General features: G+C 63.8%; 15 protein-coding genes and 1 tRNA gene. 15 read left to right on the forward strand and 1 reads right to left on the reverse strand.

The annotated features are described in order from the left end of the window. The first annotated feature begins 1 nt into the window (after position 1). From nrdR to FHR70_RS14640, 8 genes are all read left to right on the forward strand, one after another. Positions 2 to 511, forward strand: a complete 510-nt coding sequence (gene nrdR / locus FHR70_RS14605; protein ID WP_183451338.1) for a transcriptional regulator NrdR — start codon at positions 2 to 4, stop codon at positions 509 to 511. Next, entirely contained in the window at positions 508 to 1,656 is a 1,149-nt protein-coding gene (ribD, locus tag FHR70_RS14610) for a bifunctional diaminohydroxyphosphoribosylaminopyrimidine deaminase/5-amino-6-(5-phosphoribosylamino)uracil reductase RibD (protein ID WP_183451340.1), read from the forward strand. The genes nrdR and ribD overlap by 4 nt, the downstream gene beginning before the upstream one ends. Beyond that, complete coding sequence (locus FHR70_RS14615; protein ID WP_183451342.1) at positions 1,656 to 2,291, forward strand: riboflavin synthase; 636 nt, start codon at positions 1,656 to 1,658, stop codon at positions 2,289 to 2,291. Before ribD ends, FHR70_RS14615 begins: the two co-directional genes overlap by 1 nt. Positions 2,292 to 2,467: 176 nt before the next feature. Next, positions 2,468 to 2,956, forward strand: coding sequence for a 6,7-dimethyl-8-ribityllumazine synthase (gene ribH / locus FHR70_RS14620; RefSeq protein WP_183451344.1), 489 nt, complete (start codon positions 2,468 to 2,470; stop codon positions 2,954 to 2,956). Positions 2,957 to 2,958: 2 nt separating this feature from the next. Further along, positions 2,959 to 3,438 carry a transcription antitermination factor NusB gene (nusB, locus tag FHR70_RS14625; protein WP_183451346.1) on the forward strand — a complete coding sequence of 160 codons (480 nt, stop codon included), beginning with the start codon at positions 2,959 to 2,961 and terminating at the stop codon, positions 3,436 to 3,438. Positions 3,439 to 3,461: 23 nt separating this feature from the next. Continuing rightward, entirely contained in the window at positions 3,462 to 4,451 is a 990-nt protein-coding gene (gene thiL / locus FHR70_RS14630; protein WP_183451348.1) for a thiamine-phosphate kinase, read from the forward strand. Then, positions 4,426 to 5,664 (forward strand): MFS transporter, encoded by a 1,239-nt coding sequence (locus FHR70_RS14635; protein WP_183451350.1) that lies wholly within the window; start codon positions 4,426 to 4,428, stop codon positions 5,662 to 5,664. The genes thiL and FHR70_RS14635 overlap by 26 nt, the downstream gene beginning before the upstream one ends. A gap of 149 nt (positions 5,665 to 5,813) precedes the next feature. Then, positions 5,814 to 7,940, forward strand: a complete 2,127-nt coding sequence (locus FHR70_RS14640) for a sodium-translocating pyrophosphatase (protein WP_183451352.1) — start codon at positions 5,814 to 5,816, stop codon at positions 7,938 to 7,940. A 125-nt stretch (positions 7,941 to 8,065) separates the two neighbouring features. Here FHR70_RS14640 and FHR70_RS14645 read toward each other — a convergent pair whose 3' ends face one another. After that, positions 8,066 to 8,524 (reverse strand): outer membrane protein assembly factor BamE, encoded by a 459-nt coding sequence (locus tag FHR70_RS14645; protein WP_183451354.1) that lies wholly within the window; start codon positions 8,522 to 8,524, stop codon positions 8,066 to 8,068. Between the two features lie 43 nt (positions 8,525 to 8,567). Here FHR70_RS14645 and FHR70_RS14650 point away from each other — a divergent pair, with 43 nt between their 5' ends. The 7 genes from FHR70_RS14650 (at position 8,568) to FHR70_RS14680 (ending at position 13,120) form a co-directional block, all read left to right on the forward strand. Then, positions 8,568 to 9,170: a ubiquinol-cytochrome C chaperone family protein gene (locus FHR70_RS14650; RefSeq protein WP_210277618.1), complete on the forward strand. Its 603-nt coding sequence runs from the start codon at positions 8,568 to 8,570 to the stop codon at positions 9,168 to 9,170. Beyond that, positions 9,170 to 9,685: a YceD family protein gene (locus FHR70_RS14655; RefSeq protein WP_183451356.1), complete on the forward strand. Its 516-nt coding sequence runs from the start codon at positions 9,170 to 9,172 to the stop codon at positions 9,683 to 9,685. Before FHR70_RS14650 ends, FHR70_RS14655 begins: the two co-directional genes overlap by 1 nt. Before the next feature lie 142 nt (positions 9,686 to 9,827). Next, positions 9,828 to 10,862, forward strand: coding sequence for a phosphate acyltransferase PlsX (gene plsX / locus FHR70_RS14660; protein WP_183451358.1), 1,035 nt, complete (start codon positions 9,828 to 9,830; stop codon positions 10,860 to 10,862). 92 nt (positions 10,863 to 10,954) lie between these two features. Beyond that, positions 10,955 to 11,932 (forward strand): beta-ketoacyl-ACP synthase III, encoded by a 978-nt coding sequence (locus tag FHR70_RS14665; RefSeq protein ID WP_183451361.1) that lies wholly within the window; start codon positions 10,955 to 10,957, stop codon positions 11,930 to 11,932. 125 nt (positions 11,933 to 12,057) lie between these two features. Next, positions 12,058 to 12,369 carry an integration host factor subunit alpha gene (locus FHR70_RS14670; RefSeq protein WP_152709275.1) on the forward strand — a complete coding sequence of 104 codons (312 nt, stop codon included), beginning with the start codon at positions 12,058 to 12,060 and terminating at the stop codon, positions 12,367 to 12,369. Between the two features lie 20 nt (positions 12,370 to 12,389). Continuing rightward, positions 12,390 to 12,890, forward strand: a complete 501-nt coding sequence (locus tag FHR70_RS14675) for a MerR family transcriptional regulator (protein WP_183451688.1) — start codon at positions 12,390 to 12,392, stop codon at positions 12,888 to 12,890. A gap of 153 nt (positions 12,891 to 13,043) precedes the next feature. Continuing rightward, a tRNA-Asp gene (locus FHR70_RS14680) sits at positions 13,044 to 13,120 on the forward strand. Positions 13,121 to 13,305 lie beyond the last annotated feature (185 nt).

The raw sequence follows: 13,305 nt of genomic DNA on the forward strand, positions 1-13,305 counted from the left end.
CATGCGCTGCCCTTATTGCGGGGGCCTGGACACCCAGGTGAAGGATTCCCGCCCCACGGACGATTCCTCGTCCATTCGCCGTCGCCGCATCTGCCCGGATTGCGGCGGCCGCTTTACAACCTTCGAGCGGGTGCAGCTGCGCGAGCTGACGGTGGTGAAGCGCTCCGGCCGGCGCGTTCCCTTCGACCGGGACAAGCTACAGCAGTCGGTGGACGTGGCCCTGCGCAAGCGGCCGGTGGAGCCGGAGCGCGTCGAGCGCATGATCAACGGCATCGTGCGCCAGCTCGAGAGCATGAGCGACGGCGAGGTGTCGAGCGAGCAGGTGGGCGAACTCGTCATGGAGGGGCTGAAAGGCCTCGACGACGTGGCCTATGTGCGCTTCGCCTCCGTGTACAAGAACTTCCGTGAAGCCAGGGACTTCGAGGAGATTCTTGGCAAACTGGCCGAGGGCGAGACCGTGGATGACCTGCCTCCTCCGCCGAAGAAAAAGCGCGCCCCGAGCGAGCCATGAGCGATCCTGGTGCCAGGAGCCTGCCGCCTGACCGCATCAGCCGCGACGAGCGCTTCATGCGCCTCGCGATCGCGCTCGGATCCCGCCATCTCGGCCTGACCTGGCCCAACCCGTCCGTCGGGGCCGTGCTGGTCGACGAGAGCGGCGAGGCGCCTGTCATCGTCGCGCAGGGGATCACTCAGGCCGGTGGCCGCCCTCACGCCGAACGCATTGCCCTGGAGGCGGCCGGGAAGCGCGCTCGCGGAGCGACGCTTTACGTGACCCTCGAGCCCTGCGCCACCCGCAGCAGCCACACCCATGGCTCCTCCTGCACGGACCTCATCGTGGCGGCCGGCATCGGGCGCCTCGTGGTCAGCGTCGCCGATCCGAGTCCGCACGCCGCCGGCCAGGGCCTGGAGCGTTTCAGCCTTGCGGGCATTCCGATGAATGTCGGGTGTCTGGCCGAGGAAGGCGCGAGGCTTCATCGCGGCCACATCACCCGCGTCACGAAAGGGCGGCCCGCCGTGACCGTGAAGCTCGCCCGCAGCACGGAAGGCTTTGCGGGATCGCGCGATGGCCCGCGCCTGATGCTCACCGGCGAGATCGCCAACGGCAAGGTGCATCTGATGCGCGCCCATGGGGACGCGATCATGGTTGGGGTCGGGACTGTATTGACGGACGATCCGCTGCTGAATGTGCGCCTTCCCGGATTGGAGAATCGCTCGCCGGTCCGCATCATTATCGATTCTCAGCTGAAGACGCCCCCGACCGCGCGGGTCGCGACCGGCGCGCGGGAGATTCCGACCTGGATCCTGACGACGGTCGAGGCTTCTGTCGAAACTGAGAGGGCGCTCACGGCGCAGGGCGTCGAGGTTCTTCGGGTCTCAAGTGATGGCGGCGGTCGCGTTTTCCTGCCCGAGGCCCTGCAACTTCTCGGCATGCGTGGCCTCACGCAGGTGTTCTGCGAGGGCGGTCCGGAACTGGCGGATGCGCTTGCTGGTGCCGATCTCATCGATGATCTGGTCCTGATCACCGGCCGCTCCGCGCGGGGTCTGGGCGACGTTCCGGCCCTCGGCCTGCAGCTGCAAGACCGGATGGAGCATCTCGCATTATGGGCCGAAGAGCAGATCGGCCCGGATCTATTCATGTTCTGGGAGAGGCCCTGATGTTTACGGGTATCGTCACTGATCTCGGTGAAATCGCCGCGGTGGAAGGGGCTCAAGGGACCCTGAAGCGCCTGCGGGTCCATTCGTCCTATAATCCCGCAACGATCGTGCTCGGCGCCTCCATCGCCTGTGGCGGTCCGTGCCTGACGGTCGTGGCCTTCGGGGAGCGGAAGGGCGGCAGCTGGTTCGACGTTGATGCCGCGGCCGAGACCCTGGAGCGTACCACGGTGGGCGAGTGGCAGGCAGGTACGAAGGTCAACCTGGAGCGCTCCCTGAAGATAGGCGACGAACTCGGCGGCCACATCGTGACCGGGCACGTGGACGGCGTCGCCACCATCGTGGCCAAGGAGGCGATCACCGCCGGGGACAATCCCTGGGGGCCGACGGCCCGCTTCACCATCAAGGCGCCGCCGGCCCTCGCCCCGTTCATCGCCGAGAAGGGCTCGGTGTGCCTCGACGGCACGTCGCTGACGGTGAACTCCGTCAACGACGACATGTTCTCCGTGCTCATCATACCGCATACGCTCGCCGTCACCACCTGGGGCGACCGGCAGGTGGGTGACAAGCTCAACCTGGAGGTCGACCTCATGGCCCGCTACGCGGCGCGGCTTGCGGATGCGCGCCGGGCGGGGTAGGGGAACACCCAGCATTTCCCGTATTCCATACGCAGCCCTCATCCTGAGGAGGCCGGCAGGCCGTCTCGAAGGGTCAGGGCGTTTCCAGTTCTCTCTGGAACCTCCTTCGAGACGCCTGCTCCGCAGGCTCCTCAGGATGAGACAGAGGGGCTGTCAGAGTTCTGAACGGATTTCTCATGGTCGCCCATTCCGACAAGCCGAAAAGCCCACGCCCGCCAGTTCCCGGTGCCCGCATCCTGGTCGTCGAAGCACGCTTCTACGACGAAATCGCCGATGAGCTTCTGCGCGGCGCGCAAGGGGCTGTCGAGGCCGCGCAAGCGACCATGGACGTGTTGACGCTGGATGGCGCGCTCGAGATCCCGGCCACGATCGCCATCGCGCTCGATGCCGCCGAGAAGGCGGGTAAGCCGTATGACGCCGTCGTGGCCCTCGGCTGCGTGATCCGTGGCGAGACCGGCCACTACGACATCGTCGCCGGCGAGAGCGCCCGTGCCCTCATGGATATGTCGGTCGAGCGCCGCATTCCGCTCGCCAACGGCATCCTGACCGTGGAAAATGATCAGCAGGCCTGGACCCGTGCGAGCGTGAATGAATTGAACAAAGGCGGGGGCGCGGTGGAAGCGGCGCTCGCCGTCCTGCGCATCAAACAGAAACTGGAGGCCTGATCATGACGAAGCCAGCAGAGCGCTCGGCCGCTCGCCTCGCTGCCGTCCAGGCTCTCTACCAGATGGATATTTCCGGCAAGACCGTCATCGACGCGCTTGCCGAGTTCGAGGCCTTCTGGATCGGCCGCGAGGTCGAGGGAATCGAGTTCAAGCCGTCGGACAACAACTTCTTCCGCGACATCCTGTCGGGCGTGGTCAAGAACCAGCGCGATATCGACGTCCGGATCGACAATGCGCTTGCGACCGACTGGCCCCTCAAGCGCATCGAGGCGGTGCTGCGCGCCATTCTGCGTGCGGGCGGCTACGAGCTGATGTTCCGCAAGGACGTGCCGGCCCGCGTCGTCATCACCGAATACGTGGACGTGACCCACGGCTTCTACGGCGACGACGAGCCGGGTCTCGTCAATGCGGTGCTCGACAAGGTGGCCCGCGAGGTCCGGCCCGGCGAGCTGGAGAAGGCCGCCGGCCAGGGCGGACGATAACGCAAGAGGGCGGGTGTCGGCCGATGAGTAGGAGCGAACGCCCGAGCGAGGACAGCCTCATCGCGCGATTCTTCGCTCCCATCGCCGGAGAAGGCGGCCTTGGTCTCAAGGACGATGCGGCCCGCCTGACGCCGACGCCAAGTCACGACCTCGTCCTCACGACGGATGCCCTGGTCGAGCGGGTCCATTTCCTTCCCGAAGATGCGCCCGGCTCCATCGCCCGCAAGGCGCTGGGCGTGAACGTTTCCGATCTCGCCGCCAAAGGCGCAGATCCCGCCGGCTTCCTCCTGAGCCTTGCATTGCCCGATAGCTGGACAGAGAGCTGGCTCGCCGATTTCGCGGTCGGGCTCGGACAAGCCTCCCGCGATTTTTCCTGCCCCCTCCTCGGGGGTGATACGGTGAAGGCGAGGGGGGCGCTGACCCTGTCGGTCACCGCCGTGGGTCAGGTGCCGACCGGGCGCATGGTCCAACGCACCACGGCCCAGGCGGGCGATCTCGTCTGCGTCACCGGGATCATCGGCGATGCGGCCCTAGGGCTCAAGCTCCGCGCCGCGCCGGCCTGGAGCAACGATCTCTCGCCCGACGAGAAAGCCCATCTCGCCGACCGCTATCTCCACCCGCAGCCCCGCTACCGGCTCGCCGCCGCCCTGCGCGACCACGCGAGCGCCGCCATGGATGTCTCGGACGGGCTTGCGGGCGATCTCGCCAAGATGATGCGGGCCAGCGGCGTCTCGGCCGTGGTCGAGGCGGACCGGGTACCGCTGTCGGCTGCAGTCGCCAAAGCCGTCCAGACGTCCTCGGACCTTCTTGATGTGGCCCTCACCGGCGGCGACGATTACGAGATTCTCTGCACGGTCCCGGAAAAGGCCCTCGACAGTTTTCGACAGGAGGCCGATAGGATCGGGATCCCCCTGTCCGTCATCGGCCGAGTCGTCTCAGGGCACGACCGGCCGGTCTTTCGGATGAACGGTCTCGAAAGACGCTACGATGTCGGCTCCTACCAGCATTTCTGATACCTCCTTCCAGGCTCCTTCCAGCGACAGCATCGCCAAACACAACGCCGTGGTGCTGGCCGCTGCCATGGCGCTGGGCGGCTCGAGCCCCGCGATCGTCGTTTCGCTCGGCGGCCTCGTCGGACAGGCGCTCGCCTCGAACAAGGAGCTGGCGACCCTTCCCGTGAGCCTGCTCAATCTCGGGCTGGCCCTCGGCACCATCCCGGCCGCCATGCTGATGCGCAAGGCGGGACGCCGCACCGGCTATGTCGTCGGGGCAGGCATCGGTCTCCTGGGCGGCTGCCTCGCAGCCTTCGGCATCGCCTCCTACAGCTTCGTGCTCTTCTGCCTTGGCACCCTGATCATCGGCAGCTATGGCTCCTTCAACCAGAGCTACCGCTTTGCCGCGACCGATGCGGCCTCCGAGGCCTTCAAGCCGAGGGCGATCTCCTGGGTCATGACCGGCGGGCTGATTGCCGGCGTGGTCGGGCCGCAGACCGTCATCTGGACCCGGGATGCCGTTCAGGCTGCCCCCTTCGCCGGAGCCTTCCTGGGGCAGGCGGCACTTGCCTTCCTGTCCATGATCGTCGTGTGGTTCCTTCGGCCTGCGCCGGTGAGCGTTGCCTCCACGACGGCAGGGGGCGGCAGGCCTTTGCTCGAAATCGTGCGGCAGCCCCGGTTCATCGTGGCAGCCGTCACGGGGCTGGTGTCATACAGCCTGATGACCTTCATGATGACGTCGGCCCCGCTGGCGATGATCGGCTGCGGCCATTCGGTCGGAGCCGCTGCGCTCGGCATCCAGTGGCATATCCTGGCCATGTTCGGCCCGAGCTTCTTCACCGGACGCCTGATCTCCCGATACGGCAAGGGGCCAGTGACCGCCGTTGGACTCGTGCTGATCGCTATCTCCGCCGTAATCGGGCTGTCGGGCATCACCATCGCCCATTTCTGGATCACGCTGATCCTGCTCGGCCTTGGCTGGAACTTCGGCTTCATCGGAGCCACGTCCCTGGTGACCGACTGCTATCGTCCCGAAGAACGCGCCAAAGTCCAGGCGGCGAACGACTTCCTGATCTTCGGCTCGGTTGCCCTGGCCTCGTTCTCCTCCGGGAAGCTTTTGAGCGCCGGCGGATGGGAGAGCGTGAACTGGATGGTCTTCCCCCCTGTTGTCGTCGCCCTAGCTCTTCTAGCTTGGCAGCAAAAGGCCAAGGTGATCGTACCCGCTAAAGTATAAAGGTCTTCCTGTGGGTTCTTTCCGCAGGATTGTTGCGAACTGCCTAGTTTTTTGCCACCAAATATGAAGTTCGCTGGGGGTAGGGGCCGCTCAAGGCCAGAAAACGAGCCTTGAGGAGCGGCTTTCTGCTTTCCCATAACAAGGATGGCATGATGGCACTCACCCTAATTATCTTGGGCGGGCTTCTTTCGATTGCGTATGGCTTCTGGGCCATCAGCGATGTGATGAAGCGGGACGCCGGTTCTCAGCGTATGCAGGAAATTGCCGGGGCAATTGCCGAAGGCGCGAAGGCTTATCTGCGCAGGCAGTATTTTACGATTTCGATTGTCGGCATCGTTCTATTCGTCGTGATTGCCTACTTCCTCGGCATCAGGGTCGCCATCGGTTTCGCTATCGGGGCCATTCTTTCAGGCGTTGCCGGCTTCATCGGCATGAACGTCTCCGTTCGCGCCAATGTTCGTACGGCCCAGGCTGCAACCCAGTCTCTTGGCGGCGGCCTCGACGTGGCCTTCAAGGCGGGTGCCGTTACGGGGATGCTCGTCGCCGGCCTCGCCCTGCTCGGCGTCGCTCTCTACTACGGCTATCTCACCCGCATCGACGGATTGGCTCCGTCAGACCGTGTGGTCATCGACAGCCTTGTGGCCTTGGGCTTCGGCGCTTCGCTGATCTCCATCTTCGCCCGTCTCGGCGGCGGCATCTTCACCAAGGGCGCCGACGTGGGCGGCGATCTCGTGGGCAAGGTCGAAGCCGGCATTCCGGAGGACGATCCGCGCAATCCCGCCACCATCGCCGACAACGTGGGCGACAATGTCGGCGACTGCGCCGGCATGGCGGCCGACCTGTTCGAGACCTATGCGGTGACCGTGGTGGCCACCATGGTTCTCGCGGCGATCTTCTTCGCCGGTCAGGCGAATCTCGACACCATGCTGATGTATCCGCTCGGTATCGGCGCGGCCTGCATCGTGACCTCGATCCTCGGCACCTTTTTCGTCAAGCTCGGTCAGAACGAGTCCATCATGGGCGCGCTCTACAAGGGGTTGATCGTCACCGGCGTTCTGTCTGCCATCGCCATCGGTCTTGTGACCTGGCAGATGATCGGCTTCGGACAGATCACGGGATCCGAGTTCACCGGTCAGTCGCTGTTCTGGTGCGCAATCATCGGTCTGGCCGTGACGGCGCTGATCGTGGTCATCACCGAGTACTATACCGGTGTCGGCTTCCGCCCGGTGCGGTCGATCGCCCAGTCCTCGGTGACGGGTCACGGCACGAATGTGATCCAGGGCCTCGCGGTCTCGCTGGAATCCACCGCGCTCCCAACCATCGTCATCATCGCAGGCATCGTCGTGGCCTTCAAGCTGGCCGGCCTGTTCGGCATTGCCATTGCGGTGACGGCGATGCTGGGCGTTGCGGGCATGATCGTGGCTCTCGACGCCTTCGGTCCGGTGACGGACAACGCGGGCGGTATCGCCGAAATGGCCGGTCTGCCGAAGGAGGTCCGCAAGTCCACGGACGCTCTCGACGCGGTCGGCAACACCACCAAGGCGGTGACGAAGGGCTATGCCATCGGCTCCGCAGGTCTCGGCGCCCTGGTGCTCTTTGCTGCCTATACCTCGGACCTGAACTACTTCACCCAGAACGCGGCGCAATATCCGTATTTCCAGGGCGTGGCTCCGAACTTCTCCCTGACCAATCCCTACGTGGTGGTCGGGCTTCTGTTCGGCGGCCTCATTCCCTTCCTCTTCGGCGGCATCGCCATGACGGCCGTGGGCCGTGCGGCGGGTTCCGTGGTCGAGGAGGTGCGCCGCCAGTTCCGCGAGAGGCCCGGCATCATGGCTGGCACGGATCGTCCCGATTACGGACGCGCCGTCGACATGCTGACCCGGGCGGCGATCAAGGAAATGATCGTGCCATCGCTGCTGCCGGTGCTGGCCCCGATCGTGACCTACTTCGTGGTCTACTGGGTGGCAGGCAAGTCCGAAGCGTTCTCCGCTGTGGGCGCCATGCTGCTCGGCGTGATCGTCACGGGCCTCTTCGTCGCCATCTCGATGACCTCGGGCGGCGGCGCCTGGGACAATGCCAAGAAGTCCTTCGAGGACGGATTCACGGATGCCTCCGGCACCACCCATCACAAGGGCTCGGACGCTCACAAGGCCTCCGTCACCGGCGACACTGTCGGCGACCCCTACAAGGACACGGCAGGCCCTGCCGTGAATCCGGCGATCAAGATCACCAACATCATCGCCCTGCTTCTCCTGGCCATCCTGGCGCATTCCTGAGAAGCCAAGAAACTCTAAGCCTCATGGCCCCGCGGTCGTCCCGCGGGGCCTTTTCTTTGATGACCGCCGAAAAACGAAAATGGCCGGGTCCAAGCCCGGCCATCGCAAAGCAGTGTCGGTTCTGTTTAGGTCCCGAACGGGTTGAAGCTGCCCACGCCGCGGAAGAGCTGGCCGATGAAGCTCGACTCTTCGCCGCCGGCCGGAGTGGTGCGGCTGATGAAATCGAAGACACGGCCATCCTGCAGGCCGTAGAGCGCCACACGCTCGACCCGCAGACCGCTGTCGAAATAAACCGCCGTGATCTGCTGATCGACCACCTGCTCGCCCATGAACTGCAGGGAGCGGCGGGACTTCTGGCTGATGTAGTACCAGTTCCGGTTGCCCACGGTAGACACGGTCGAGGGCGTTCCGAGGGTCTGCAGAACCTGCTCGGCGCTCATCCCCTTCTTCACCTGAGAGATGGCACGCTCATCCACCACGTAGCCACGCTGGAACTCCTCGCCCACGCCGGTGCAGGCGGCCAGGGACGAGACGAGAACAGTTGCGGCAGCCAGGCGCACCAAAAGAGGATGATATCGACGCATCGTACGGTTCTTCCAGAAATGCGGCGCGGATAAGCTTGCGCCTATGGACCGTGATGGCGTAACCCGAGGCTACGATTTTGACAAGCTTTGGAAGGGCAGGGCTGTGATCTTCAGTCTCTTCCGCAAGGATCCCCGGCGCACAATCATCGCGACGCTCTACAAGAGAGTTGCGACTGCATCCCGTGAGCCAGGGCTCTACGCGTCGCTCGGCATCCCGGACACCCTCGAGGGGCGGTTCGAGGCTCTGTCGCTCCATATGATCCTGCTGCTCAGGGCCCTGCGCGACCTGCCGCCGCCGGCTGACGAGGTGGCCAAGGACCTGACCGACGCCTTTTTCCGGGACATGGATGCGTCCTTGAGGGAAATGGGCGTGGGTGACACGGTCGTGCCGAAGCGCATGAAGAAGATTGCCGAATCCTTCTTTGGGCGGGCTCAAGCCTACGACGGGCCGCTCAACGATTCCGACGAGGCGGGTCTTGCATCGGCTCTCGGCCGGAATGCCTATGGCAGCGAGGCACCGGCGACTGCCCTCGCGCGTTATGCCCTGGCGGCCGACCAGAAGCTCAAGGCTGGCAGCCTTGACGCGCTTCTGGACACGGGTCCGGTTTTTCCCAAGCCCGAAGCCTTCGGAAAGGAGGGCGCGTGATGACACCCGAAACCGTAGGGCCATTGTCGCGGCTCATCGATGTCATGAAGATCCCTCCGCGGGGGCAGGACGTGCATGTGGAAGCAACCGCCGAGGAATGCGCCGCCCTTGCGCAGGATTTCGGGCTTCCTGGGATTCAGTCGCTCAGCGGCGACTATCATTTGAAGACCTCGGCCAAGGGAATTCACGTTACAGGAGTCGTGAAGGCTTCGATCACCCAGATCTGCGTCATGACCCTGGACCCCTTCGATTCCGCCATCGAGGAGGAGGTGGAGGTCGACTTCGCCGAGCCTTCGGGCATGCCGGCCGAACCGCCGACGGATATCAACGAGTATGAGCCCCCGGATGAGATCGTGAACGGCCAGATCGACCTGGGCGCCCTCACGGCCGAGTTCCTGGCGCTCGGGCTCGACCCTTACCCGCGTAAGCCCGGGGTCGATTTCAACTACCGGGATCCTTCCGATGAAAAGGATTCGCCCTTTGCGGCCCTGAACAAGCTGAGGGAAGGCAAGTAGAGAGCTGTTTTGGAGGCTCTTGCGTGATGGCTTGCGCCTCCCGCTGACCACTTCCAGGCAGTTCAGAATTCAGTTGCGGAGCCTCCGCAAACCGCTATTTTCCGCACCCTGTTGAATGACTTAAAAGAAAGAACAACCGTTCATGCCGAAGCCGGTGCGTATTTCGCTTGATGCGATGGGGGGCGACCATGGTCCATCCGTCGTGATCCCAGGCGCTGCCTTGGCCTTGGAGCGTCACCCCGACCTGCGCTTCCTGATGTTCGGCAACGAGACGGTGATCGCGCCTCTGTTGGATGCGCACCCCCGGCTGAAGGCGGCCACGGAGCTGCGGCATACCGAGATGGCTATCTCCATGGACGAGAAGCCCAGCCAGGCCATCCGGATGGGGCGGGGCAAATCCTCCATGTGGCGCGCCGTGCAGGCCGTTCGTGACGGCGAGGCGGATGCTGCGGTCTCGGCCGGCAACACCGGAGCTCTCATGGCGACCGCCAAGGTCTGCTTGAAGACAATGGCGCATATCGAGCGCCCGGCAATCGCTGCCATGTGGCCGACCATGCGCGGCGAGAGCATCGTGCTCGATGTGGGAGCGACGATCGGTGCCGATGCGGGACATCTGGTCGATATGGCCATCATGGGCGCTGCCATGGCCCGGATCGTCTTTGATCTCGAACGCCCGACCGTCGGGCTCCTCAATGTCGGAACGGAGGAGATCAAGGGGATCGAGGCGGTCAAGGAGGCCGGTCGGATCCTCAAGGAGACGAGCCTCCCGAATCTCGACTATCGCGGCTTCGTCGAAGGGGACGATATCGGCAAGGGAACCGTCGATGTGGTGGTCACCGAGGGATTCACGGGCAACATCGCCCTCAAGACCGCCGAAGGCACCGCCAAGCAGATCGGCCAGTATCTCCGCTCGGCCATGAGCCGGACTCTGATGGCCAAGATCGGCTACCTTTTCGCGAAACAGGCTTTTAACGCTCTCCGGGACAAGATGGACCCCCGCAAGGTCAATGGCGGCGTGTTCCTGGGCCTTGAAGGGGTTGTGGTGAAAAGCCACGGCGGAACCGACGATCTCGGCTTCGCCAGCGCCATCGATGTCGCTTATGACATGGCGCACTTCGAATTGATGAACACCATCCGGAGCATGCTCGATCATGATCCGGTCGGGCAGACTGCTTAGAGCATGTGCATGCTCGTAACTTTTTGGAATAGCATGATCTTTTCGGGCAACCGGCTCCCCGTCGTCCGGATCATGCTGTAGGAAGGCGCATCTTGAAACGCACCCGTTCCATCGTACGCGGCATCGGCTCCTATCTGCCGAGGCGCAAGCTGACGAACCAGGATCTCGAGAAGCTGGTGGACACCTCTCACGATTGGATCGTGCAGCGGACCGGCATCGAAGAGCGGTACATCGCCGATGACGATGAGACCACGTCGGTTCTCGGCATCAAGGCCGCCGAGGCGGCGCTTGCCGATGCCGGGCTTACGGCCAATGACATCGATCTGGTCATCTGCGCCACGTCGACCCCCGACTATACCTTTCCGTCGACGGCAACCATGATCCAGACCGGCATCGGCATGACGCACGGTGCCGCCTTCGATCTGCAGGCGGTCTGCACGGGCTTCGTTTATGCGGTGGCCACTGCGGACAAGTTCCTGCAATCCGGCTCGCATAAGCGCGCTCTTGTGGTGGGAGCCGAGACTTTCTCTCGGATTCTGGATTGGAACGACCGGACCACCTGCGTGCTCTTCGGTGACGGCGCGGGTGCCCTCGTGCTCGAAGCCCAGGAGGGGGAGGGTACCTCCGCAGACCGTGGGGTCCTCACGTCCCATCTCCGCTCCGATGGGCGCTACCGGGACAAGCTCTACGTGGATGGCGGCCCTGGTTCCACGAAGACCACCGGGGTGCTCAAGATGGAGGGCCGCGAGGTCTTCAGGTTCGCCGTCGGCATGGTGGCCGACGTGGTTCAGGACGCCTTCAGGGCGACGGGTACGAGCGCCGAGGAGCTGGACTGGTTCGTGCCGCACCAGGCCAACCGGCGTATCATCACGGCAAGCGCCGACAAGCTCGGGATCGCTCAGGAGAAGGTCGTCATTACCGTCAACAAGCACGGGAATACCTCGGCCGCTTCGATCCCGCTCGCTCTTGATGCTGCCCGGAAGGATGGCCGGATCAAGGACGGCGACCTCGTGATGATCGAGGCAATCGGGGGTGGCTTCACCTGGGGAAGCGCCTTGATCCGCTGGTAGCGGCGAGACAATTCAACTCTGGTGGTATCGGTCAGTCGTACCTTGGCGGTTGACCGTAGGGAGCCATCTGCATAGCGTCGTTAACGACGACAAGACCAACGAACTCAAGTGCGCTGGGGAGCTCAATGGCTGGCAAAACGATAACGAGAGCGGATCTGAGCGAGGCAGTCTACCAGAAGGTAGGCCTGTCGCGGACCGAATCGGCTGAGCTGGTGGAGCGGGTCTTAGGCGAAATCTGCGACTCTCTGGCAGCGGGCGAGACCGTCAAGCTGTCCTCCTTCGGCTCGTTCATCGTGCGCAGCAAGGGAGAGCGAGTCGGCCGCAACCCCAAGACCGGGGTCGAGGTTCCGATCGACCCACGCCGGGTCATGGTCTTCAAGCCTTCGAACGTCTTGAAGGCTCATATCAATGGTGAGACCTTCGAAGGCGAGGATTGATCCGGATGGCGAGCGGCGTCATGGACAAGAGCCCCGACGCATTCCGCACGATCAGCGAGGTCGCCGACGATCTCGATGTACCCCAGCATGTGCTGCGCTTCTGGGAGACAAGGTTCAATCACATCAAGCCTCTCAAGCGGGGAGGCGGTCGCCGCTACTACCGTCCCGATGACATCGACCTGCTCAAGGGGATCCGACATCTTCTTTATGGCGAAGGCTATACGATCAAGGGTGTTCAGCGGATCCTGAAGGAGGAGGGTGTTCGCTTCGTCCAGGGGATCGGCCGGGGGGAGCAAACCCTTGCTGAGCTTCATCCCGAGCGCGATATTGCGCACCCCGATGAGAGTGGTTCGATCCCCGAGGGTTTACTGCCCGAAGAAGACGAACTGCCGCCTCCGCCACAACGTGAACTGTCGCGGGAAGCACTCCGCGGTCTTCAAGGCGCTCTGGAGGAACTCTATGAGTGCGACCGGGTGCTCACCTCCTTGAGGAGCCCTGGGGATGTTGCTGCGGTGGAATAGCCGCTTGTCAGCCAGCCCGATGCGGCTTTGGCTTGCAATCCGGCCTGCATGACAGCTGTTTTGGTAGAGCAATGGAAAATGAAAGCTTTGCACCCTTGACAGGGGGATGGGGGGCTCTTAAACCGCACCCACACCGCTTCGGCGGTCCAATGCGCGGGCGTAGCTCAGTCGGTTAGAGTGCCGGCCTGTCACGCCGGAGGTCGCGGGTTCGAGCCCCGTCGCCCGCGCCACTTCTCCCCTTCTCAAGAATCTAGAACTCAGACGGATCCTGCGGGTTCGTGTTGCTGTCGCTGGCGTATCGTCACCGATGGTTTGCCGCCAAGCGGCACTTTTGCCCAAGCTATGCATTCTCTCTCCACTTTGGAATCGTTTGGCGAAGCTGGACGTTATCAGGAGAAATACGAGAGGCTTGCTT

Origin of the sequence: Microvirga lupini, from assembly GCF_014191055.1 — a bacterium.
Classification (GTDB): domain Bacteria; phylum Pseudomonadota; class Alphaproteobacteria; order Rhizobiales; family Beijerinckiaceae; genus Microvirga; species Microvirga lupini_A.

Coding starts and splice junctions, on each gene's coding strand:
- nrdR (WP_183451338.1), top strand. CDS start 2: ATGCGCTGCCCTTATTGCGGGGGCCTGGACACCCAGGTGAAGGATTCC.
- ribD (WP_183451340.1), top strand. CDS start 508: ATGAGCGATCCTGGTGCCAGGAGCCTGCCGCCTGACCGCATCAGCCGC.
- FHR70_RS14615 (WP_183451342.1), top strand. CDS start 1,656: ATGTTTACGGGTATCGTCACTGATCTCGGTGAAATCGCCGCGGTGGAA.
- ribH (WP_183451344.1), top strand. CDS start 2,468: ATGGTCGCCCATTCCGACAAGCCGAAAAGCCCACGCCCGCCAGTTCCC.
- nusB (WP_183451346.1), top strand. CDS start 2,959: ATGACGAAGCCAGCAGAGCGCTCGGCCGCTCGCCTCGCTGCCGTCCAG.
- thiL (WP_183451348.1), top strand. CDS start 3,462: ATGAGTAGGAGCGAACGCCCGAGCGAGGACAGCCTCATCGCGCGATTC.
- FHR70_RS14635 (WP_183451350.1), top strand. CDS start 4,426: ATGTCGGCTCCTACCAGCATTTCTGATACCTCCTTCCAGGCTCCTTCC.
- FHR70_RS14640 (WP_183451352.1), top strand. CDS start 5,814: ATGATGGCACTCACCCTAATTATCTTGGGCGGGCTTCTTTCGATTGCG.
- FHR70_RS14645 (WP_183451354.1), bottom strand. CDS start 8,524: ATGCGTCGATATCATCCTCTTTTGGTGCGCCTGGCTGCCGCAACTGTT.
- FHR70_RS14650 (WP_210277618.1), top strand. CDS start 8,568: ATGGACCGTGATGGCGTAACCCGAGGCTACGATTTTGACAAGCTTTGG.
- FHR70_RS14655 (WP_183451356.1), top strand. CDS start 9,170: ATGACACCCGAAACCGTAGGGCCATTGTCGCGGCTCATCGATGTCATG.
- plsX (WP_183451358.1), top strand. CDS start 9,828: ATGCCGAAGCCGGTGCGTATTTCGCTTGATGCGATGGGGGGCGACCAT.
- FHR70_RS14670 (WP_152709275.1), top strand. CDS start 12,058: ATGGCTGGCAAAACGATAACGAGAGCGGATCTGAGCGAGGCAGTCTAC.
- FHR70_RS14675 (WP_183451688.1), top strand. CDS start 12,390: ATGGACAAGAGCCCCGACGCATTCCGCACGATCAGCGAGGTCGCCGAC.